We start from the raw sequence: 22,980 nt of genomic DNA, 5'->3' as shown, positions 1-22,980 counted from the left end.
AGAAATCCTTTTAGGTTGTTGCCTCATCCGTTGAATCCGTTTCACCCGCGGCGGAAGAGCCGGTCAGAAAGTCGATAAAGTGCTGGACCGCCGGATACAGCGCGTCCGTTTCTTTGTAGATGAGCCAGGTGGGCCGGTCGAACGGCTGCCCGTTTTGGTCCCGCAAAATCACTTTATGGAGCTCCGGCATGTCCGTGACGGCAAGCTCCGGCACGATGGCGTAGCCGAGGCCTCTCGAGACAAGCTTCGTGCACGTTTCGATGTTGTCGATCTCCATGTTGATGGACGGCGGCTGCGAGTAATTGCTGTACCACCAACTGTCCATCATCTGCTGGAGCTTCGGGTCGGTATTGAAGACGATGCGCGGCTCTTTCGGGAGGTTCGGCAAGTCGATGGGGTCTTTTGAAATGATGCACAGGTTCTCCCGGTTCAACAGCACTTTGTTGCTCTGCCAGTAGATGTCGCCGCGCACGATCCCGAGGACGATATTATCCTGCTCCATTTCCTTCAGCACTTCGTAGCTCCAGCCGGTGAACACCTTGAACTGGACGTTGCTGTATTTCTCGGAAAACTCCTTTAAGACATCGGGCAGGACGAAGCGGGCGTAGTTGCTCGATACGCCGAGGCGGATCATGCCGGCGAATTCGTCGCTTGTGTTGAGCAGGTAGTCTTTCGTCTGCTGGAGCTTCATCAGCATTTCCTTGGCGTACTGCACGACGTATTCCCCTTGCGGCGTGAACTTGATGCCTTTCTTATGGCGCCAGATGAGGCGCACGCCGACTTCCTCCTCCAGCTGGTTCAGCCGGTACGTAATCGCCGGCTGCGAAGTGAAGAGTTTGTTCGCCGCTTTCGTGATGTTCTTTTCCTCGTAGATGGTCGTAATGATCAGCCAGTCTTTTTCATCCATAGCAAGCAACTCCTTAACCGAATTATACTACATCCGGAAAGCCCTTATTTCCACAATTCCCACTTTTATAACTGTATAATAAAGGATAAGAGAAAAAGGCCGCAAAAAGCACGCGCCTTACCAAACAGGGGGAAAGACGATGAACAAAAAAGAACTGATCCAGGCCATATCACATAAAAGCAGCATCACGAAAGACCAAGCGGCGAAAGTCGTCAATGAAATCACCGGCAGCATCACCCAGGTCTTGATAAAAGGTGAAGAAGTGAAAATCAACGACTTCGGCACGTTCGGGGTCACCGACAAAAAAGAACGGAAAGGCCGCAACCCGCAGACCGGGGAAGAAATCACCATCCCGGCTTCCAAAACCCCGCAATTCAAAGCAGCAAAAGTGCTGAAGGACATCCTGAATGAAAAGAGCTTTATCGAGAAGTTCGTCGAAACCGGCAAGCTCAACGAAGAAGAAGCACGGGTCTTGACCTATGTCTTTGAAGAAAGCAGAAAAGCGAAAGAGGCAGGCGGAAACGCGAAGGATGCCACGATTGTGGAAGTAAAAAAAGCAGCCGAAGACCTGGACATGGATTTCAAGGAAACCGAAATGATTGCCAGCCGGCTGATCGGGAAAAAGATTTTGAATACGAAGGTCTTTACGAGCCGGATTGAGGAAGTGTTTTTGAGAGGGAATTACCGGAAGTATTTATAAAAGCCAATAGCCTAAAACCTGCATGGATGGATTTGATGCAGGTTTTTTTATTTCTGCTAATAAATATTTCGTTTTGCTAAATATAATGATTTTCGCAGTGGAATGACTCCGAAGTTAGAAAAATAAAAGTACAGAGAAATCCAATTATAGTAAAAAAGATATTTTTAAATAACAAAAAACTAAAGAAAAGAACAAAGTGTCTTGTTTTATATCATTTTTATACCAATATTTTCTCGGAAAAGAAGTTGACAAAAGCAACAAGTTAAAATAGTATTTATATTCAGATAATAAAGAAAAAAAGGATGTTAGAAAAAATGATGCGAGAAGTTCAGGCAATAAAAAAGTTTAACCGATTTTACGTAAAAGAAATGGGTATTTTCAATTTGTATGCGGACAAGAGTTCCTACTCTGCTACAGAAGCGATGTTTTTATTTGAAATTAGCAACAACAAAGAATGTACTGTATCCCATTTGGCAAAAGAGTTCTTGTTTGATAAAGGCTATGTCAGCCGAATCATCAAGAATTTCGAGAAAAAAGGAGTGGTAAGGAAGGTCGCTTCAGAAGAGGATGGCCGGGTTTACTTTCTCCGAATCACAGATAAAGGTGGTGATGACCTCAATTTTCTCCAAGCCCGGGCGAATGAACGAGTGGAAGAAACAATTAGGGATCTAGAGCAGAAGGATGTTGAAGAACTCATCAAAGCAATGGAACGAATCGAGGAATTGCTGGCCAATAAAATTGCAAAGGGTGAAGGAAATGAGAAAAAGTCCGGTTCTATTACTAGCATTGATACTGATGTTATTGCTCGCAGCATGTACTGAAGGGACAAGTGGAGAAACCAGCACAAGCGGCGGAAGCTCAGATACCAAAAAAGACAGCCTGGTGATCGGTTTTGAGGCGGATGCGGGTACATTGATCGCAAACTCGGATGTGAACTATGTAACGGATACACAAATCCGGAACATCTACGATCCTTTAATTGAACGAGATGGAGAAACAGGGGAATACACACCGGTGTTGGCCGAGGAGTGGGAGAATATTGACGAACTGACTTGGCGTTTGAAGTTGAAAGAAGGCGTGAAATTTCACAACGGAGCAGATTTTAACGCAGAGTCCGTCAAGTTCAGCATAGATTACATATTGGATGAAGCAAACCAATCGTTTTACCGCTCCAGATGGGTGGACGTAGCGGAAGTGAAAGTCATTTCACCATACGAAGTGGAGATTGTCACAGCGAAACCGTTCCCGAGCCTGATCCAGCGAATCATCGAAGATCTGCTGATTATGGAACCGGGATACGTGGAGGAAGTCGGGGCTGATGTGGCAGCGAAAGAACCAGTCGGCACCGGCGCTTACAAATTTGTCGAATGGTCTCGTGACAACTACTTGAAACTGGAAGCGTTTGAAGATTACTGGCAAGGTACTCCAAAGATCAAAAACCTGGAATTCCGTTACATCCCTGAATTCAGTTCCAGAATGTCCGCATTCCTGAGCGGGGAAATCGATTTGTTCAAGAACATCCCGGTTGACTCGGTAGCGGAAATTGAAGGAGCAGAAGACGCAAAAATCGCAGAAGTGGCTTCTTCCCGCATCAACTACCTGGCACTAAACACGTTCCATGAAGGACCGCTGCAAGATGTGAAAGTGCGTCAAGCATTGAATTACGCAGTGGATGTGGACGAGTTGCTCGAATCTGTATTGAACGGCTACGGCACGAAAATGACAGGCCCGTTAGCCGAGATCAATACCGGTTATGTGGAAACAAAAGATTACGGATACGATCCGGATAAAGCCATCGCGCTGTTGGAAGAAGCGGGCTACAAACCGGAAGAACTAACGTTGACGTTGGATACACCAAATGGCCGTTACCCGATGGACTCACATGTGGCTCAAGCGATCGCTTCCCAGTTGCAGAAAATCGGCGTCACAGTTGAAGTGCAAGTCAACGAATGGGGCAATCACTTAGAAAAGATCCAGAACCGTGAAATGGGCGATATGTTCATCCTCGGCTGGGGGCCGGCATTCGATCCGCAGTCAACGATTGAAAACCTGTTTACGAAAGAAGCACCGTACAGTGGGTTCTACGATGAAGCCATTGAAAAGAAAATCTATGAAACAACCGTTTTATTTGATGAAAAGGAAAGATTCGATGGCTTTGAAGAACTGCAGAATGACCTGGTAGAACAGGCAGCATGGGTGCCATTGTGGCAGCAGGCAGATTTGTACGCAGTTCGTGGAAACTTGAATTTCTCTCCACGGGTCGATGAAAAAATGCAGGCATACGAAATGTCCTGGGAATAGCAGCAAATTGAATAAGGGAGAGCCTAGCTTCTCCTTTATTTTTTTAGACCAATCAAGGGAGTTAGGAGAAGGGGAGTCCTTTCATGCTGGATTTTATCATTAAGAGATTTTTGCAAGTCATCGTTGTCGTCTTTTTGGCGCTTACCGTCGTCTTTTTCTTGATTCGTTTGTCAGGAGACCCGACCACACTGTTCCTGCCGCCGGATGCCCCGAAAGAACAAATCGAGGAATACCGGGAACTCCTGGGTTATAACCGACCGCTCATCGTCCAGTACGGGGATTTCATGATCAGTGCCGTACGAGGTGACTTCGGCCAATCACTGAGAAGCCAGGAAGATGCGCTGAGCATTGTGCTGAGCCGGGTACCGGCCACGTTCCAGCTGGCGATTTCCGCACTGGTGCTGTCACTGCTGATTGCGATTCCCTTGGGCGTATTGTCGGCATATAAGCGCAATACAATATTCGACCGGATTGCCGTCGGGTTGACGGTCGTCGGCCAAGCGGTCCCAAGCTTCTGGCTCGGCTTGATCCTTATTTACATTTTTGCAGCCCAGTTCAAAATCCTGCCTTCAGGCGGGGGCGGCTCGCTCGTCCATATGCTGCTCCCGACATTGACGCTTGCCGCATACAGCGTCGCACGCTTCACCCGTTTCACAAGATCATCCATGCTCGACATTCTCCGGAATGACTATATCCGGACTGCGAAAGCTTCAGGAGTGCCGCCTTCACGTTTGATCATGAAATATGCATTGAAAAATTCATTGATTCCCATCATTACGTTAGTGGCGCTGGATTTAGGGGTCCTGCTTGGGGGAGCGGTCATCACGGAAGTCGTGTTCTCCTGGCCGGGCATTGGCAGGCTGTTGATGCAATCGCTGATGAACCGTGATTTCCCGATTGTTCTCGCCGGCGTCTTCATCATCGCATTGATCTATGCCGTCATTAACTTTATCGCTGATATTCTCTATGCATATGTAAATCCTCAAATACGAGTGAAGTAGGTGAAAGAAATGGCTCCAAGCCTTCAAGGAAGCGAAGAAGTCCCGAATGAAGTTTCGCTGGATTTCAAGAAAAACTCAAAAACCAAAGCATTCTTTTCCCAGCTTGCCAGAAGCTGGACAGGCATGCTCGGATTTGGCATCATCATCATTTTGATCCTCTTGAGCCTGTTCGGCCAATGGATTACGCCGTACGATCCGCTGCATGCAGAACTGGGCAACAAATTGCTGCCGCCGATGACAGAAGGGCATGTCCTCGGAACGGATCAGCTGGGGCGTGACATCTTGTCGCGGATCATTATGGGGGCGCGTGTATCGGTGTTGATCGGAGTCGCAACCGTGGTCATCGCCGGACTGTTCGGCACAATTGTCGGTGTCATTGCCGGTTATTTCAGGGGCTGGATCGACATCATCCTGATGCGGATCGTTGACGTTCAGCTGAGCTTCCCGTTTATCCTGATGGTCCTGGTCATTAATGCGGTCATCGGGACGGGCCTCCGGAACATCATTATTTCCCTGGCAATAGGCGGGTGGGTGATTTTTGCGCGGGTCATCCGAAGTGAAGTGCTGGCCCTCCGCGAAAAAGAATTCATCACGGCGTGCGTTGCTACCGGCGTCTCCCGTTTCGAGATTTTGGTGAAGCACATCGTTCCAAATTTGTACACGCCGATCATCGTGCTGGCGTCGCTTCAGATTGGGACGTACATCATTGCCGAAGCATCCGTCAGCTTCCTCGGATTCGGTGTTCAGCCGCCGACTCCGGCATGGGGCAATATGCTGAACGAAGGGAAAGACTATATCTTCAGCTCGTGGTGGCTCATCACGTTCCCTGGATTAGCGATCGTCTTCACGGCGCTCGGAGTCAACCTCTTTGGCGACTGGCTGCGTGACACACTGGATCCCGGATTAAAAGGAGAATAATTGGAGGAGAAGTAGATGGCTGATGCAATTCTTGAAATCAAAGACTTGAAAATACAATTCAAAAGCGGCAAAGGCACGGTCGAACCGATCCGCGGCGTGAACTTCACCATCGAAAAAGGTGAGACGCTCGGAGTAGTCGGTGAGTCCGGCAGCGGCAAAAGCCTGACATCCCTGGCCGTTATGGGACTGCTTCCCGACAAGATCAGCAAAATTACGTCCGGGGAAATCCTGTTCGGTGGCAAGGACCTGACAGCGCTGACCGAAAAGCAGTACCGGAAGCTGCGCGGCAATGAAATCTCCATGATTTTTCAGGAGCCGATGACGTCGCTCAATCCAGTATTTACAATCGGCGAACAGCTGAGTGAACCGCTCCGGCAGCACAAGAAAATGTCGAAGAAAGCGATCAACCAAGCGATTATTGCGGTGCTGAAGCAAGTCGGCATCCCGCGGGCGGAAGAGATCGTCAACGAATATCCGCATCAGTTGTCAGGCGGCATGCGTCAGCGCGTTATGATTTCCCTGGCACTTCTCGGCGAACCCCGGCTGATGATCGCGGATGAGCCGACGACTGCGCTTGATGTGACCATCCAGGCGCAAATCCTGGAACTCATGAAGAACATCAAAACGCAGAACGATATGAGCCTGCTGCTGATTACACATGACCTCGGGGTCGTGGCTGAAATGTGCGACCGGGTCGTCGTCATGTACGCCGGGGAAATCGTCGAGATGGCCGAAGTGAACGAGCTGTTCGACCGCCCGCTGCATCCATATACACAAGGGCTGATCGATTCGATGCCGTCGAACAACGAACGCAAGAGCCGGCTCTACTCCATCAGCGGACAAGTGCCGAAGCCCGAAGAGATCAAGGAAGGCTGTGTTTTTGCGAACCGCTGCCAATACGCATTTGCGAAATGTTTTCAAAAGACACCGCCGGTTTTCCAGGACGGCGATCACCTCAGCAAATGCTGGCTCCAGGATACGACCGAAGGGGAGGTGGGGTAGATGAAAGGCGAAGTGCTGCTGCAAGTCAATAATTTAAAGAAGTACTACGAAATCCCGCAAGGCATGTTCAAGAAAAAAGTCGTCGTCCGCGCTGTCGATGACGTCAGCTTCACCATCAACAAAGGCGAGACTTTCGCTTTGGTAGGCGAGTCGGGCTGTGGCAAATCGACAACGGGGCGCACGATTCTCCGCTTGACGGAACCGACGGCAGGCGAAGTGTTCTATGAAGGCCAGAACATCTTGGATTTGTCTTACCGGGATATGCGCAGTCTGCGGAGCCAACTGCAGATGATTTTTCAGGATCCGTATGCCTCGCTGAATCCGAAAAAGACCATCCGGCAGATCTTGATGGAGCCACTCCGCATCCATCGCAATTTCACAGAAGAGGAGCGGCTCGAGAAAATCCTGCGTATTCTCCATATCGTCGGACTGCCCAAATCCTATCTTGACCGCTACCCGCATGAATTCTCGGGCGGACAGCGCCAGCGCATCGGAATCGCGCGGGCAGTCATCCTGCAGCCGGACTTCATCATCGCCGATGAACCCGTATCGGCGCTTGACGTCTCGGTGCAGTCGCAAGTCATCAATCTACTGCTCGACCTGCAAAAAGAGTTTGACCTGACCTACCTGTTCATCTCGCACGATTTGAGCGTCATCGAGCACATGACCGACAAAGTGGCGGTCATGTACCTCGGGAAAATTGTCGAAGTGGCGGATACAGAAGAATTGTTCAAAGCACCAAAGCACCCGTATACCCAGGCTTTGATGTCTGCCGTCCCGGTGTCCCACCCGCGGGAAGTCAAAGAACGCATCATCCTGACGGGTGATGTGCCAAGTCCGGCCAACCCGCCGTCCGGCTGCACGTTCCATACCCGCTGCCCGTTCGCGATGGACATCTGCAAAAAGGAATTCCCGAAAGCGGTAGACTTTGGCAATGGCCACACGGCGAATTGCCATCTCTATATAAAATCAGAGGAGGAACCTAATCATGTTGCTTACCATACCCATGCATGAATTCAAGGAACGCCAGAACAAATTTTTCGAGAAAATGGATGAGAAAAATGTAGACGCCGCGGTGTTGTTCGCCGTCACCGACATCTTCTACCTGACCGGATTCCACTTCCACCCGACAGAGCGGCCAATCGGCTTGTTTGTCGACCCGGACAAGAAAGTACATATCTTCCTGCCGCAGCTCGAGCACGAGCACGCCGAGGAGTACAGCGTCGTCGACCACGTCCATTCCTACCCGGAATATCCGGGCATCAAGCACCCGATGGAATATTTCAAGCAACTCTTGAAAGAATACGGCGTTGAAGGGAAGACAGTCGGCTACGACGCCATCGGCTACGGGTCGTCGCAGGGCTACCGCGGACCATCGGTCGACAAACTGATCGACGTCAAAGAATTTGTCAGCCTGGCCGGCGTCATCGAGGAATTCCGCTTCGTGAAATCGGACAGTGAAATTGAACTCATTAAAGAATCTTGCCGCTGGGGCAACCTGGCGCACCGCCTGCTCCAGAAATACACGAAAGAAGGATTAAGCGAAATCGAAATCACCAGCAAAGCGTCTATGGAAGCGACAATGGCGATGATCGAAACGCTCGGGCCGGATTACAAGCCACATGGTCAAACCGCCTACGCCATCTTCCGCGGCCAGATCGGACCGGAATCAGCCTTCCCGCACGCCGTGACCCAAAACGCTATCCTGCAAAAAGGGGACACCTTGGTAACCGGAGCCGCCGCCGATGTTTTCGGCTATAAGAGCGAACTCGAACGCACGATGTTCGTCGGGGAATACACAAAAGACCAGGAGAAATACTTCAATTATATGTACGAAGCACAAGACGTCGCCTTCGATGCGATCAAGGCAGGCACGAGCTACGCATCCGTCGAACAGCAAGTCCAGAATTACTTCAAGGAACAAGGCATCACCGAACTCACTCGCCACCATACGGGGCATAACATCGGTCTCCTCGGCCACGAAGCGCCGTTCTTCGACCTCGGAGACGACACGGAAATCAAAGCCGGCATGGTCGTCACGGTCGAACCGGGCATCTACGTACCAGGCCTCGGCGGCTTCCGCCATTCCGACACGGTGCTCGTGACGGAAGACGGCATTGAGATGCTGACGTATTATCCACGAGATTTGGCGTCGCTTATTTGTTGATATAGAAAAAGCGCATCGGGAGAAATTCCTGATGCGCTTTTTGTATTCTTATTATAGAAGAAATTAAGCTTTTCTATTAAGTAACTCCTGTAATTGTTGTACAGAAAACTCACGTATGGGATACCTTTTGTTGGGGTTTTGCTGATTGACGATGTAATGAGTAGAATTTGAAAATTTGATATTGAATTTCCAGTGTGGGCGGCCGGAACTCGGCTGAACATATACGTTTGTCGGCATCATTTCACGGATAAAACGATCAAGGTCGGCGACCAATAACTTATCGAAAAATCGCACGACTAAAAAGCCTTTGTATTGCTTTTCTTGATAGCGATCGATATTGACCTTACTCAAATCAAACCAATTGTGCTGGTTTTGAGCAGAAGGCGACAATACAAACAGTTGACCTCTAAGGAAAATCGCCGTATTGGAATACTGCCTCAAGTTTAAATCCTGTGTGAGCACATGCTTATTCACACTCATGGAATTTTGCTTATCTGTCATTTCAAGTACCCCTTTCTCGTAAGGGTAGATATCCCCTCGTAAAACGCGTAGATTATAACTAGATGGAAGATATTAGTTTAGATCCAATTATAATCGAACTTCAATTAAATGTAACTAAAGGAATATAATGATTAGAGATGAATACGTAGAAAAGTGAGGAGACATCCATGAAGAAAAACATCCATGTAGTAGGAGCAGTCATCACAGACAACGACAAAATTCTTTGCGCACAGCGAGGAACAGAAAAAGCCTTGCCGGGACTATGGGAATTCCCGGGTGGCAAGATCGAACAAAACGAATCACCTCAACAAGCGCTACAGCGTGAAATTCAAGAAGAAATGCATTGCGAAATTGAGATCGGCGAACAAGTAGAACACACCGTCCACGAATACGATTTCGGCATTGTGCATTTAACAACGTTTTACTGCACGCTTCTAAAAGGTGAACCGGTCTTAACAGAGCATATTGCGATCAAGTGGTTAAAATCGGACGAATTAAATCAATTGGAATGGGCGCCAGCCGACATTCCAGCGATTGAAAAAATTGCACGGACCTTTGTGAATCAAAACTAAGAAGAAAACGAATGGTGGTTGACGATGAATTTACTGCAGAATTTACAAGAATCCTTATACAAAGGGTTTATCGATCAAACCCAACACAGTGGAGAGCGATTTAAGCCGACTCTACTTGTGAACAATACAAATGAAAATGTATTAAATGCGCTGCTTGAAGAGCTCGATCACTGCCAGTCGTTTCTTTTCTCCGTTGCTTTTTTAACGGAAAGTGGTTTGGCTACATTGAAATCGCATTTTCTAGACTTAGAACGAAAAGGGATCAAAGGACGTATTTTGACATCAACATTTCTTAACTTCAATCAGCCTAAAGTGTTTAAAGAGCTGTTGAAAATCACAAATGTCGAAGTGCGACTAGCCAATAAAAAAGGGTTTCACTCCAAAGGGTATATCTTTAATCATGAAACGCATCATTCTTTAATTGTAGGCAGCTCCAATCTAACGGCCAATGCATTAAAGGTGAATTACGAGTGGAACGTCAAATTAACTTCCTTAGAAAATGGAGAAATCGTTAACCATTTTAACGATCAATTTGAAGAAGTGTGGGATACTGCTATTCCTTTAACAGAAGAATGGATTGAACATTATGCGTCTTCCTACGTCCCACCTGCAAATAATCGCGAAGTTAGTTTGGTTACCGATTTTCCGGGTGTATATGAAACAAATGCTATTGAAGAAGCTTTGAAAATTAAGCCAAATAAAATGCAGCAAGCAGCCCTTCAAAAAATTCAATTAGTGCGAGAAGCAGGTCATGATAAAGGCTTGGTCATTTCAGCAACAGGGACCGGAAAAACGTACTTGTCGGCATTTGATGTTCGGAGCTTCGCACCAAAACGAATGTTGTTTATCGTTCACCGCGAACAGATACTACAAAAAGCGAAGTCTGATTTTCTTCAAATTTTAGGCGGGGCAGAAGAAGACTTTGGTATCCTATCAGGATCTTCGAGACAAACGGATGCACGTTATTTATTCGCAACCATTCAAACCATTTCAAAAGAAGAGACACTTCGACAATTCGATCCAGAAGCATTTGACTATATTTTAATCGACGAAGTACATAAAGCAGGAGCGAAATCGTACCAGAAAGTCATTGATTACTTCCAACCCCAATTTCTTATGGGCATGACCGCGACACCAGAGCGCACCGACGACTTCAATATTTACGAGTTGTTTGATTACAACATTGCTTATGAAATTCGTCTACAAGAAGCGCTTGAAGAAGACATGCTGTGTCCGTTTCATTATTTCGGTGTAACTGATATTGAGTACGAAGAAGGCGTCATCGACGAAATGACGGCTTTTTCAAAACTTGTCACCGAAGAACGCGTGGAACACATCCTCGAAAAAATTCATTACTACGGGCATTCGGGTGATGGTGTTAGAGGCTTGATGTTCTGTAGCAGAAAAGACGAAGCGGAGAAATTATCGATAGAGTTGAATAAAAGAGGGCTTCGAACAATAGCGTTAACGGGTGATCATTCGCAAGAGGAGCGAATTCGCCAAGTCGATCGTTTAGAAAACGGTTTGCTCGATTATATTTTAACCGTCGATATTTTTAATGAAGGAATTGATATTCCGAGTGTGAACCAAGTAGTGATGCTGCGGCAAACCCAATCGAGCATTATCTTTATCCAGCAGTTGGGCCGAGGACTCCGTAAGCATGGGTCCAAAGAGTTTGTGACGATTATCGATTTTATCGGAAATTACAAAAACAACTACCTCATTCCTGTCGCTTTATCCGGTGACCGTTCTCAAAACAAAGACAATATCCGGCGGCATATGAAAGACACCAGTTATATCAAAGGCGTTTCGACCGTCAACTTTGAAGAAATCGCCAAGAACCGCGTCTTTAATGCCATTAAGCGTAGTAACTTAACGGATATGAAATTACTACGTGATGCCTATAACGAACTTAAGAATCGAATTGGCGAAATTCCAAAGCTGCAAGATTTCATCATCCACAATTCGCTAGATCCACTCGTTATCGTACAGAAATACGTGAACTACTACCGCTTCCTCTTAAAGTTAAAAGAGATCGAACCGGTTCTTTCCCCTTATGAAGATCAAGTGATCACGATGCTGTCGCAAGAAATCTTAAACGGTAAACGGAAACATGAAGTGCTGTTACTCCATTTGCTGTTGAATGAAGGAAGTATTTCTAGAGAGAGCTATTTCGAAAAGTTAGAACTTCAAGGATGTACCACCAATAAAGAGACCTTTAAATCAGTGGAGCGAATTTTGAATCTATCATTTTACACTGAGGCTATGCAGAAAAAATATGGAAATAAGCCCCTTGTCTTATTCGAAGCAGAGGACGCTTTGTCTTTTAATAGGGAGATTAGAGAACACTTAAACGTTAATCCAAGGTTCAGAGAAATGCTTCAGGATATTGTGAGCAGTGCAGTCCTTCTAAGTGAACAATATTCCTGCGAAAAGCCTTTAACGTTGTATAAAAAATACACGCGAAAAGACGCATGCCGCTTATTAAATTGGTCCAATGATGAAAGCTCGACCATCTACGGCTACAAAACAAAACATGGCACATGTCCAATCTTTGTTACTTATCATAAACACGATGAAGTCGAATCGAGTGTCGCCTATACCGAAGGCTTTATCAATCCAGAGGTATTTAAATGGTCCACAAGAAGTAACCGAACTTTAGCTTCTGAAGAGGTTATTAAGATCATTAACGCTAAAGAACAAGGCATTGATCTGCATTTATTTGTGAAAAAAGACGACGATGAAGGCGGTGACTTCTATTACGTAGGGGAAGTTGTTCCGGATAAGAATATGATTGAGCAGAGTACAATGGAAGATAAGAATGGGAAAGAGATTCCTGTGGTCCATATGAATATGCTGTTGGAGAAGGGCTTGGAGAATAAGTTGTATCATTACATTACGAGCGAAGAGGATTAAGAATTATATGACGAGAGGAAGAAATGTATGCCGATTTATAACAAGCTAGTACGTGATCGTATACCTGAAGTAATTGAAAAGACGGGAAAAGAATTATCGTCTCGTATTCTTGAGGAAAAGGAATATGAAATTGAGTTAAAAAAGAAATTAAGCGAAGAACTCGCAGAATACAAAGAAGCAAAAACCAATGAAGAAGCAGTAGAGGAATTAGCGGATATACTTGAACTTCTCTACGCAGCTACAAAAATCCATGGTTCTTCTTTTGAAGGCCTTGAAAAAATTCGTAGGGCAAAAGCAGAAAAACGTGGAGGCTTCGAAAAGCGCATCTTCTTAATTGAGGTTGAAGATGACTAAGCTGGAATTGGTGACTTCTCATTTGCTATCGCATTTAGAGCGGTTATCACAAGAAGCAGTCGAGATTCATTGGATTACGGCTTTTGCGATGAAATCTGGAGTGAAAAAGATCATCCCTTTCTTGCAGCAAGCAACCGAAAGAGGGGTGACGGTTAAACTACTAGTAGGCGATTATCTTTTTGTGACACAGGCAGAGGCTCTTGAACTGCTGCTAGAAGAAGTGCCTTCTGCAGAAATCCGGATCTGGAAAAGCGGCGGAACTTCCTTTCATCCAAAATCTTATTTGTTCAGGGGAACTGAGACTTCACATCTCGTTGTAGGTTCCTCAAATTTATCGGCATCTGCTTTAACCTCGGGTGTAGAGTGGAACTTGATTGCACCGACAACTGTTGATGCGGAAGTTTTTGATGAAGCGGTTACGCAGTTTCATAAGTATTTCTATGCCGATCAGACAGTGCCTTTGAATGCGGAGACACTGGCTGAGTATCGGTCCTTACATAAAGAAGCGAATATTAAGCGCCCGATTAGTCCGGTATGGTCGGAAGCGGAAGAAATCGAGATGACGGTAGGACCAGCTTTCCCGCAACTGCTGAAAGTGGCAGAGACTCCCGTGCCTTACAGTATAGATATTTCTCCAAGACCTGCCCAGCAGGAGGCATTGAATGCTTTGGAAAACGCAGTGGCTGAAGATTACAGTCGGGCCATGGTGGTGTTAGCGACTGGGCTGGGAAAGACATACCTGGCTGCTTTTTTAGCTGAGAAATTTAAACGGGTTTTATTTGTCGCGCACCGAGAAGAAATTCTTGCCCAGGCAGAGCAGTCATTCAAGCACGTTCATCCGGAGCGGTCGAGCGCTTTTTACAATGCTTCCGAAAAAAGGACGGATGCAGATTTTATTTTTGCATCTATCTATACATTGGGAAGCCAATACCATTTGGACCGCTTTGAAAAGGATGCTTTTGATTTGATTGTCGTGGATGAATTTCATCATGCAGCAGCTCCGACTTACGAACGCCTGCTGAATCATTTCGAACCGAAGTTTTTGCTGGGGATTACAGCCACACCCGACAGGATGGATAACAAGGATGTATATGCCTTATGCGATGGGAACGTTGCGATTTCGATTCATTTTCTTGATGCAATTGAACGCAATTGGCTGGCTCCGTTCAATTATTACGGGGTTTATGACGATACGGATTATTCGGCGATTCCTTGGCGGGGAACCCGGTACGATGAACAGGAATTGCTTCAAGTCCAGCTCCGTGAAGATTTTGCGCAGAAAATATTTGATGAATGGAACCGGTATAAGCAGACCAGAACAATTGTCTTTTGTTCTTCAGTGAAACAAGCCGTTTATATGAGTAACTTTTTTCGGCATCAGGGAACTAGCTCGATTGCGCTTCACGGTGAGTCTCATCCGGAAGAGCGCAAAACGGCCCGCACTAAATTGGATTCCGGAGAACTTGAAATTATTTTCACGGTGGATCTATTCAATGAAGGCGTCGATATTCCAAAAGTGGATACACTTCTTTTCATCCGGCCGACCGAATCCCTGTCGGTTTATACGCAGCAAATCGGCCGGGGCTTGCGGATAGCAGAAGGAAAATCGCATTGTGTCATCATCGATTTCATCGGAAATTACCGCAATGCTGATTTGAAACTGGCGGTCTTTGATAAAGAAGAAAGGGCAGTGGGGAATAAAGCCATTCAACCGCTTGTGCCGGTTCAGTGTGAATTCAACCTGGATCTGCAAGTGATCGATCTGCTGGAGGAAATGCGAAGAAAAAGAGCGCCTCGAAAAGAAGCACTTGTTGCGGCTTACCGGGAATTGAAAAAAGAACTAGGAAGCCGTCCGACGTATCTGGAATTTCATTTGCATGCCAATGCCGATTCAAAAACCGTAAAACAGGAATTCGGCAGCTATTTTGGAATGCTGGCCTATGCAGGTGAACTGACAGAAGAAGAAAAAGACGCATGGCTGAACTACAAGAACTGGCTTTTGGAAGTTGAAAAGACCGGCATGGTCAAAAGCTATAAGATGGTCGTGCTGAGTTATATGCTTTCAAAAGAGGAAAACAGATGGTTGGAGCCAATAACTCCGGAAGAAGCAGCTCCGTTTTTTCACCGGTACTTAACTGAAAAGGACTATCGCATGAATATTGACTTTAGCGACGCTCAAGGGAAAAAGCTTCGGAAGTATGATCAGAAGAAGATAGCGGATTTGGTATCGCTAATGCCCATGACTAAATGGAGTGGGAGTGCAAAAGACGGCATTGTGGCTTTTGAGGATGGGACATTCCTTTTCAAATTGCAGCCTTCCGATGAAGAAAACGAGTGCTTGTACAAATGGACTGGCGAGATAGCTGAATATCGGCTGCATGCTTATTTTGAAAGAAAATCGGCCTCTATATCAGTAAATTAGAACAATATACAATACAGGAACTCATAACATTTAGATAAAGGGATGGACCCAAATTCCTCGGAATTTGGGTCCATCCCTTTATTGCGGAAATTTATAAATATTTTACAGGAAATGCAATGAAAACGCTTCAAAATACGAACAATGTTAATGAAGAATATTATAATTGTTTGCTTTTTGATTGACCATGGCTAAAATTCTTGTTAGTATTAAGTCGAATTTAATAGCGAATAATGTCGTATAAGATTGGGGATATGGCCCGATAGTTTCTACCAAGCCACCGTAAAGGGTTTGACTACGAGGTATGTGTTCAGCGGAAGAAGCAATCGATTCTTCCCTTATTTACACGTTCCCTAGTCAATGTCCCGGTTGCTGCCGGGGCATTTTTTTATTTTTGGAAGTAAAAATTTTCTTTATGATGCCAGGGGATTTTGGGAACTATTGGCGTGGAACCAGCAATGGCATTACTCGCGTGATCCAACTGGAAAGCAGTTGGGTGAAGGACAAAAAAACAGTCACCACGGAGGGAACGGGAAAAATGAAAGAGAAAATTTACTTTAACCATGATGGCGGAGTCGATGACCTGGTTTCGTTATTTTTATTATTAAAAATGGATACGGTGGAGCTGACGGGCGTTTCCGTCATTCCGGCAGACTGTTATTTGGAACCGGCGATGTTCGCAAGCCGGAAAATTATCGACCGCTTTGGACAGGGCGGCCTGGATGTAGCGGAGTCAAATTCACGCCCTAAAAATCCATTCCCGAAAGATTGGCGCATGCATGCGTTTTACGTGGACGCACTGCCGATTTTAAATGAATCCGGAAAAGTGGAAACACCCGTGGCGGAAAAACTGGCGCATCTCCATTTGGCCGAAACGGTTTTAGCGACGGAAGGAAAAACGACCTTGTTGTTTACGGGACCTCTTACGGATCTTGCCCGTGCACTGGACGCAGCACCTGAAATCGAAGAGAAGATTGAACGGCTTGTCTGGATGGGCGGCACGTTCCGTGAAGCGGGGAACGTACACGAACCGGAACATGACGGAACTGCGGAATGGAACGTATTCTGGGATCCGGAAGCGGCAGCCCGTGTTTGGGACAGCAGCATAAAAATCGAGTTGGTGGCGCTTGAAAGCACCAACCAGGTTCCGCTGACATTGGACGTGCGTGAGCGCTGGGCGAAAGAACGCCAACACCTTGGATTGGATTTTCTGGGGCAGTGCTATGCCATGGTGCCGCCGCTTGTCCACTTCTCGACGAACTCGACCTATTATTTGTGGGATGTGCTGACCACTGCGTTTGTCGGCAAGCCGGATCTGGTGAAAGTGCAGACCATCAACAGCATCGTCCACACAGATGGGCCAAGCCAGGGCCGTACAGTGGAAACCGCTGAAGGACGGCCGGTCGATGTCGTTTACGACGTGGACCGCGATGCGTTTTTTGATTACATGACCGAACTGGCCAAAAAAGCTTAACGGATGGAAACATACAGCATGAACACGACTAAATGTGAAAGAGGAAAACAATGACTATAAAATCTCGGCTCAAAATTATGATCTTTCTCCAGTTTTTCATCTGGGGAAGCTGGCTCGTGACCCTTGGCTCGTATATGATCAACACCTTAGGTTTTTCCGGCGGACAAGTCGGGACCATTTACGGCGCATCCGGACTGGCATCACTTTTCATGCCGAGCCTGATCGGCATTATCGCTGACCGGTGGATGAAAGCGAATAGGCTGTATGGCATTTGTCATTTGATCGGCGCGATTTTCTTGCTTATAGCCGCACAAGTTTCGGACCCGACGGTTATGTTTTGGGTGATGTTCTTTAACGCGGTGGTTTTCGTACCGACGATTTCCTTGTCGTATACCATTTCTTATATTGGGTTGGAAAAAGCAGGGCTTAATACAACGAAAGAATTCCCGGCTGTCCGTGTATATGGAACCGTCAGTTTCATTTTTGCCATGTGGCTCATCAGTCTTGGCGGATTTGAGCTGAGCAATATGCAGTTGTACATTGCTGCAGGGGCTGGCATTTTTCTGGCACTCTTTTCATTGGTTCTGCCGGATTGCCCGACATCAAATGATAAGGTGAACAAGTCGTGGACAAGCCGTTTGGGACTCGACGCTTTTGTCCTGTTCAAGCAAAAGAAAATGGCCGTCTTTTTCTTGTTTGCCATGCTGATCGGTGCGGCACTACAGATCAACTTGGCGTTTGCCAACCCGTTTCTTCATGATTTTGGGCTGAATCCTGCTTATGAAGATAGTCTGGCTGTGAAATATCCATCGATTTTATTATCCATTGGACAATTTTCAGAAGTCATCTTCATCCTGGCCATCCCGTTTTTCCTGCAGAAATTCGGAATTAAAACGGTCATGTTGCTGAGTATGGCGGCCTGGACCCTCCGTTTTGTACTATTAGGTTTCGGAGACCCGACTGGCTTTGGATTCCTCTTATTGCTGGCATCGATGATCGTATACGGGGTAGCGTTTGACTTCTTTAACATTTCCGGATCGATGTTTGTAGATAAAGAAGTGGACCGCCGGATTCGCGGCAGTGCCCAGGGCTTATTCATGACCATGGTGAACGGACTTGGGGCTTATTTGGGCGCTGTGATCAGCGGACAGGTAGTGGATTATTTTACGGTGGACGGCATAAAAGACTGGCAAAGCATCTGGTTGGTTTTCGGAGCCTATACCCTTATTCTTGGCGTCTTGTTTGCCATCAGTTTCAAGTATAAAAACAATCCCGATTCAGTGGAGCGTGCAGATGAAGCTGCACAATCTGTGTGAATGAACATTGTGTTAAGAAACAAGCTATGATAAAAGCAGCCAATTTCTCCTTCTGGGAGGAAGGGCCGCTTTTTTATTTTTTAGAGAACCATCTATTCCAATTCATCAAAACTGAAAATCCCTTTTAACTGTTGGCTATTATGCCATCAAAAAGGTATTATAAAATCAGCTGCTGCAAGTTATATGCATGTTCATGAACCTTCAAAATAAAAGGTCAGCTATCAGCTTTTACGAAAAGAGTTTATGCGGAGGGGGACCACACATTGCCATATCAATTAAGAAAAAACTTTAAGCTCTTCACCTTAAATTCAAACCCGGAGTTGGCTCAGGAAATCGCCGAGCTGCTTGGCTGTGAAATGGGCAAGAGTTCCATCACGCGCTTCAGCGACGGGGAAGTCCAGATCAATATCGAGGAAAGCGTCCGAGGGGCGGAAGTCTTTTTGGTCCAGTCGACATCGCAGCCGGGAAATGAGCACATCATGGAACTATTGATCATGATTGATGCGCTGAAGCGGGCATCCGCGGAAAGCATCGCGGTGGTCATTCCGTATTACGGCTATGCGCGGCAGGACCGGAAAGCGAGTTCGCGTGAGCCGATCACGGCAAAACTGGTGGCCAACATGCTGGAGAAAGCAGGAGCTACCCGTGTGATCACGATGGACCTTCACGCACCGCAGCTTCAGGGATTCTTTGATATTCCAGTGGACCAATTGCTCGGCGGAACGGTTTTGGCGGAGCATTTGCACAACAAGAATCTGGAAAACGCAATAGTCGTCGCTCCGGACAACGGAGGCTTGGGCAGAGCCCGCAAACTGGCCAACCATCTCGACGTGCCGATCGGCTTTATCGACAAGCGCCGGATGCGGCCGGGACAGCCCGAAACGGTGAATATTGTCGGAAATATCCAGGACAAGAACGTCATCATCATTGTGGATATCATTGATACGGCCTCTACCGTCGCTGTGGCGGCCAATGTCCTTGTTGAAAACGGTGCAAAAGCCGTTTATGCGTGCTGCACGCACGGCGTATTGTCCGGCCCCGCCATTCAGCGGATTGAAGACTCGGCCATCACGGAACTGGTCGTCACCAACACCATCCAGATTCCTCAGGAGAAACGCATTTCCAAAATGACGATCCTGTCGGTTGCGCCGCTATTGGCGGAAGCGATTGAGCACGTCCACAACGAAAAGCCGGTCAGCCCGCTGTTCGAATAACTTCACCGGTTAGTGGCTTTTCATGATCAAGATAAAAAAACAGCACGCTGATGCATCGGGTCGTTAAGGCCTTGATGGCCAATCCGCGTGCTGTTTTATTGTTTACATTCATAAAGTGGAATGACCCCTTCTATCAGACGCTGCTGCTTTTCCGCATTAAAAGCTTTTTCCAAGTTAAAACGGGATCAAAAAGAGCAGCCATTTTGACGGGAGTCTGTTCGTCAGCGCATTGTCATATATTGTGAAAATAAAAAAGCGTATTTTTGGAAATTGCATTACAATGTAGATAGGATAGACCCCAAAACAGGAATGGAAGCAAACAGAATCCAGGAGGCACATGCATGCGCAATTTATCGGAAAAAGGCATCAGGCATAAATATTTGAGGTTGACCTTTTCTTCCTTGCTCATTTGTTCGTTATTGATTGCCGGAATTTATTTTTATATGAACAAGCAGCAGGAGGAACAATTGGTCGAGTACACCGAACTGCTGGAGAAGCAGGAGAAGCTGAAGGAACTTTCAGGTTCGCTGAACCAGTTGTTTTTCCGCATCCGCGGCTTTTATTCGTTCCAGAATGAGCGGGAATTGGGGCTTGCCTATGCGGAGCTCAATAAGTTGAAGGATACGGTCGAAGGGATGAACCGGTTGTCGCTGACCGCGGAGGAGCGGGAGCCGATTGCGGATTTGAGCGCATTTCTTGAGACCTATGAAAGCGAAGTCCTGCCGAATTCGATCGCAGCTGTGCGGGCGGAGGACTATGCTCGGCTGCGTCAGCTTTCGCGCGACGGCACCAACGCTGCGGTGAACGAGTTCGTCGCTTTTGCGGATGAGTACGAGACGACTTCTGAAGCGGGCTTGCGGCAATTGAACGAGGATATCTTAAACGATGCGGAGAATTTCGCCTTTGTGCTGACGCTATTGTTCGTCCTGTTGTTCGTGGTGATTGCACTGATTATTCTGCGCGCACTGAATGATATCGTGAAGCCTTTAGAGGGCATGCGGGAATCGATCGAAGGCTTTGTCGGCGGCGGGGAAGTCGCGTACAAGCCGCTTGCCCGTTCGGATGAACTGGGCGTTTTATCGATGACGTTCCATAATATGATTCAGACCATCCGGGAAAATCAGGAAGAGCTGACGACGCAGAACCAGGCGCTGCTGCTGAACAAGGGCGAATTGCAGGCGAAGCAAGCCGAACTGGAAGAATCGCTGGAGGAAACCGAAAAGGCGAAGGAACGGCTCATCCGGTACAACGATCTGAATCACATTCTGTCCTTCACCTTGGACAAGCAGAAATTGGCCGACGCGACGCTCCGGTATTTCAAGGATGCCTATGAAATCGACAGCGGGGTGCTGTGGCTGCCAAAGACTGGGGAATTTGCCTTGGAAGGATTTACAGAGGATATGTTCCTGCAGTTCCGGGACGAGCGGACCCCGTATCTGACCGAGCGGCTGAAGGGCCGTGAATCGTTTGTGATGCAGCGGGAAGCGCATCATGAGAAAGGCATTGCGATGGGGAAAGTGTATATCAGCGATCTGTACGCTTCCGTGAAGAACGAAGCGCAGGAAAACATCGCGCTCATTGGCTTGTCCCGTGTGGGCCGGACGTTCTCGAAAGAAGAAGAGCTGGACATCAGCGGACTGCTGAACCGGATCCATCTGGCAATCGACCGCATTCAATTGTACGACGCCGCCATCCACGAGCGGACGCTTAACGAACGCATCATCAACAACATCAACGAAGGGATTCAGTTTATCTCAAAGAACGGCAATATGGTGCAGCGCAACCAGACGATGTACACCATGCTGGATTGCGGCGATGTGCCGCTTGATGCGAATATTGAACAGGAAATCTGGATCCATGCGATGGCGGAACAGACGACAGCTCCGGAAGCAATGCTGGCATTCCTGCGCAAATGCATCGACGGGAAAAATTTCACCTCGAATGCTTTCCAATACACCGTCAATGAACCGTATGAACGCGTGATTGATGTCTACAGCACGTCTGTTGTAGTGGACAAGGAGAAGACGGGAACGATTTTTGTGCACCGCGATGTGACACGGGAGCGCGAAGTGGACAAGATGAAATCCGAACTTGTCAGCACCGTCAGCCACGAACTGCGGACGCCGCTGTCGAGTGTGCTCGGATTCACTGAACTGCTGTTGAACAAGCAGCTGAAGCCGGAAAAACAGGAACGCTATTTGAAGACGATCTACAAAGAAGCGCGGCGCCTGACCAATCTGATCAATGACTTTTTGGATCTGCAGCGCATGGAGTCCGGCAACCAGGTCTATCGCATGGACAAGCTGTCGATGAGCGAAATGATCATCGAGACGGCGGAGAAATTCCGAACACAGATGACGCATCCAATCGTCCTGATCGATGACGCTTCCGATGTCATCGTCGAAGGAGACCGTGAGCGCCTGGCGCAGGTGCTGATGAATCTCATTGGCAACGCCATCAAGTTCTCGCCGCAGGGGGGCAACGTGGCGATTTCCTTGAGAAATGATTCGAAAAACCTGCACGTGTCGATTCAGGACCAAGGCATCGGCATTCCGGCTGAAGACATCTCGAAACTATTCTCTAAATTCCAGCGGATCGACAATAGTTCGCGCCGGAAAATCGGCGGAACCGGCCTCGGCCTTGCCATCTGCCAGGAAATTATCCAGAAGCACGACGGAACGATCTGGATCGAGTCAGAGGAAGGGCAGGGCACGGCAATCCATTTTGAACTGCCGCTGCTGTCGGAGACGGTGGAATACACCAATCACGAAGGGACAGAAGGCAATCCGCCGGTGATGATCGTTGAAGACGATATGAGCCTTGCGCTGCTGCTGTCGGAGGAACTGAAGCAGAACGGCTTTAAAGTGATCTACCACACGAGTCCGCAAGAAGCGTTCAAAGAGGCGAAACGCTCCCCGCTTGTCGGGGCGGTCGTCGACATCATGCTCGGCGAGGAATTGAGCGGCTGGGACTTGGTCGACATGATGAAGAAAGATGCAGAAACGAAGGATATCCCGATTGTGATCTCATCTGCTTTGGATCCGGTGGCAGATGTCCAGAAAATCACGAAAATCAGCCATTACTTGACGAAACCCTATGCACCGGTCGATTTATCGAAAGTGATGAAAAAACTGCTCGATGGCCAGCATGAAAGCGGCGTTATTTTCTACCCTGAAAAAGAGCCTGTTTTAGACGGCGACAATTAAATGGCAGCCAGC

Annotated in this window: 18 protein-coding genes and 1 riboswitch; of the genes, 16 read left to right on the top strand and 2 right to left on the bottom strand. The window is 47.4% G+C overall.

From position 1 onward, the window contains the following. Window positions 1-10: 10 nt before the first annotated feature. A complete protein-coding gene (locus QWY22_RS17830; protein ID WP_300982146.1) occupies window positions 11-907 on the bottom strand; it encodes a LysR family transcriptional regulator in 897 nt (298 codons plus the stop codon). An 85-nt stretch (window positions 908-992) separates the two neighbouring features. Here QWY22_RS17830 and QWY22_RS19605 point away from each other — a divergent pair, with 85 nt between their 5' ends. The 8 genes from QWY22_RS19605 (at window position 993) to QWY22_RS17790 (ending at window position 8,996) form a co-directional block, all read left to right on the top strand. Further along, window positions 993-1,607 carry an HU family DNA-binding protein gene (locus QWY22_RS19605; protein WP_407072336.1) on the top strand — a complete coding sequence of 205 codons (615 nt, stop codon included), beginning with the start codon at window positions 993-995 and terminating at the stop codon, window positions 1,605-1,607. Window positions 1,608-1,921: 314 nt separating this feature from the next. Further along, window positions 1,922-2,428 carry a MarR family winged helix-turn-helix transcriptional regulator gene (locus QWY22_RS17820; RefSeq protein WP_300982145.1) on the top strand — a complete coding sequence of 169 codons (507 nt, stop codon included), beginning with the start codon at window positions 1,922-1,924 and terminating at the stop codon, window positions 2,426-2,428. Then, window positions 2,364-3,908, top strand: a complete 1,545-nt coding sequence (locus tag QWY22_RS17815) for an ABC transporter substrate-binding protein (protein WP_300982144.1) — start codon at window positions 2,364-2,366, stop codon at window positions 3,906-3,908. The genes QWY22_RS17820 and QWY22_RS17815 overlap by 65 nt, the downstream gene beginning before the upstream one ends. Window positions 3,909-3,991: 83 nt before the next feature. Beyond that, entirely contained in the window at window positions 3,992-4,909 is a 918-nt protein-coding gene (locus QWY22_RS17810) for an ABC transporter permease (protein WP_300982143.1), read from the top strand. Between the two features lie 9 nt (window positions 4,910-4,918). Further along, a complete protein-coding gene (locus QWY22_RS17805; RefSeq protein WP_300984427.1) occupies window positions 4,919-5,827 on the top strand; it encodes an ABC transporter permease in 909 nt (302 codons plus the stop codon). Window positions 5,828-5,842: 15 nt separating this feature from the next. Continuing rightward, window positions 5,843-6,829 carry an ABC transporter ATP-binding protein gene (locus QWY22_RS17800; protein WP_300982142.1) on the top strand — a complete coding sequence of 329 codons (987 nt, stop codon included), beginning with the start codon at window positions 5,843-5,845 and terminating at the stop codon, window positions 6,827-6,829. After that, entirely contained in the window at window positions 6,830-7,843 is a 1,014-nt protein-coding gene (locus QWY22_RS17795) for an ABC transporter ATP-binding protein (RefSeq protein WP_300982141.1), read from the top strand. It abuts the gene before it with no gap. Continuing rightward, a complete protein-coding gene (locus QWY22_RS17790; protein WP_300982140.1) occupies window positions 7,818-8,996 on the top strand; it encodes a M24 family metallopeptidase in 1,179 nt (392 codons plus the stop codon). The genes QWY22_RS17795 and QWY22_RS17790 overlap by 26 nt, the downstream gene beginning before the upstream one ends. 63 nt (window positions 8,997-9,059) lie before the next feature. Here the strand turns inward: QWY22_RS17790 and QWY22_RS17785 are convergent, their stop codons facing one another. Continuing rightward, window positions 9,060-9,497, bottom strand: a complete 438-nt coding sequence (locus tag QWY22_RS17785; RefSeq protein WP_300982139.1) for a hypothetical protein — start codon at window positions 9,495-9,497, stop codon at window positions 9,060-9,062. Between the two features lie 167 nt (window positions 9,498-9,664). Here QWY22_RS17785 and QWY22_RS17780 point away from each other — a divergent pair, with 167 nt between their 5' ends. The 8 genes from QWY22_RS17780 (at window position 9,665) to QWY22_RS17745 (ending at window position 22,968) form a co-directional block, all read left to right on the top strand. Then, on the top strand, window positions 9,665-10,069 hold the full coding sequence (locus tag QWY22_RS17780) for a (deoxy)nucleoside triphosphate pyrophosphohydrolase (RefSeq protein WP_300982138.1): 405 nt from the start codon (window positions 9,665-9,667) through the stop codon (window positions 10,067-10,069). A 24-nt stretch (window positions 10,070-10,093) separates the two neighbouring features. Beyond that, window positions 10,094-12,985: a DEAD/DEAH box helicase gene (locus tag QWY22_RS17775; RefSeq protein ID WP_300982137.1), complete on the top strand. Its 2,892-nt coding sequence runs from the start codon at window positions 10,094-10,096 to the stop codon at window positions 12,983-12,985. 27 nt (window positions 12,986-13,012) lie between these two features. Beyond that, window positions 13,013-13,339 carry a nucleoside triphosphate pyrophosphohydrolase gene (locus QWY22_RS17770; RefSeq protein ID WP_300982136.1) on the top strand — a complete coding sequence of 109 codons (327 nt, stop codon included), beginning with the start codon at window positions 13,013-13,015 and terminating at the stop codon, window positions 13,337-13,339. Beyond that, window positions 13,332-15,761: a DEAD/DEAH box helicase family protein gene (locus QWY22_RS17765; RefSeq protein WP_300982135.1), complete on the top strand. Its 2,430-nt coding sequence runs from the start codon at window positions 13,332-13,334 to the stop codon at window positions 15,759-15,761. The genes QWY22_RS17770 and QWY22_RS17765 overlap by 8 nt, the downstream gene beginning before the upstream one ends. A 213-nt stretch (window positions 15,762-15,974) precedes the next feature. Next, a riboswitch (purine riboswitch) is annotated at window positions 15,975-16,076 on the top strand. A gap of 220 nt (window positions 16,077-16,296) precedes the next feature. Beyond that, on the top strand, window positions 16,297-17,232 hold the full coding sequence (locus tag QWY22_RS17760; protein ID WP_300982134.1) for a nucleoside hydrolase: 936 nt from the start codon (window positions 16,297-16,299) through the stop codon (window positions 17,230-17,232). A 50-nt stretch (window positions 17,233-17,282) separates the two neighbouring features. Continuing rightward, on the top strand, window positions 17,283-18,548 hold the full coding sequence (locus tag QWY22_RS17755; protein WP_300982133.1) for a nucleoside permease: 1,266 nt from the start codon (window positions 17,283-17,285) through the stop codon (window positions 18,546-18,548). A 263-nt stretch (window positions 18,549-18,811) separates the two neighbouring features. Beyond that, window positions 18,812-19,762, top strand: a complete 951-nt coding sequence (locus QWY22_RS17750) for a ribose-phosphate diphosphokinase (RefSeq protein ID WP_300982132.1) — start codon at window positions 18,812-18,814, stop codon at window positions 19,760-19,762. Window positions 19,763-20,103: 341 nt separating this feature from the next. Further along, a complete protein-coding gene (locus QWY22_RS17745) occupies window positions 20,104-22,968 on the top strand; it encodes an ATP-binding response regulator (protein ID WP_300982131.1) in 2,865 nt (954 codons plus the stop codon). Window positions 22,969-22,980 lie beyond the last annotated feature (12 nt).

It is taken from the genome of Planococcus liqunii (assembly GCF_030413595.1).
Taxonomy (GTDB): Bacteria; Bacillota; Bacilli; order Bacillales_A; family Planococcaceae; genus Planococcus; species Planococcus liqunii.
Note: the sequence above shows the minus strand (reverse complement) of the source record. Positions and strands in the feature narration are given on the sequence as shown.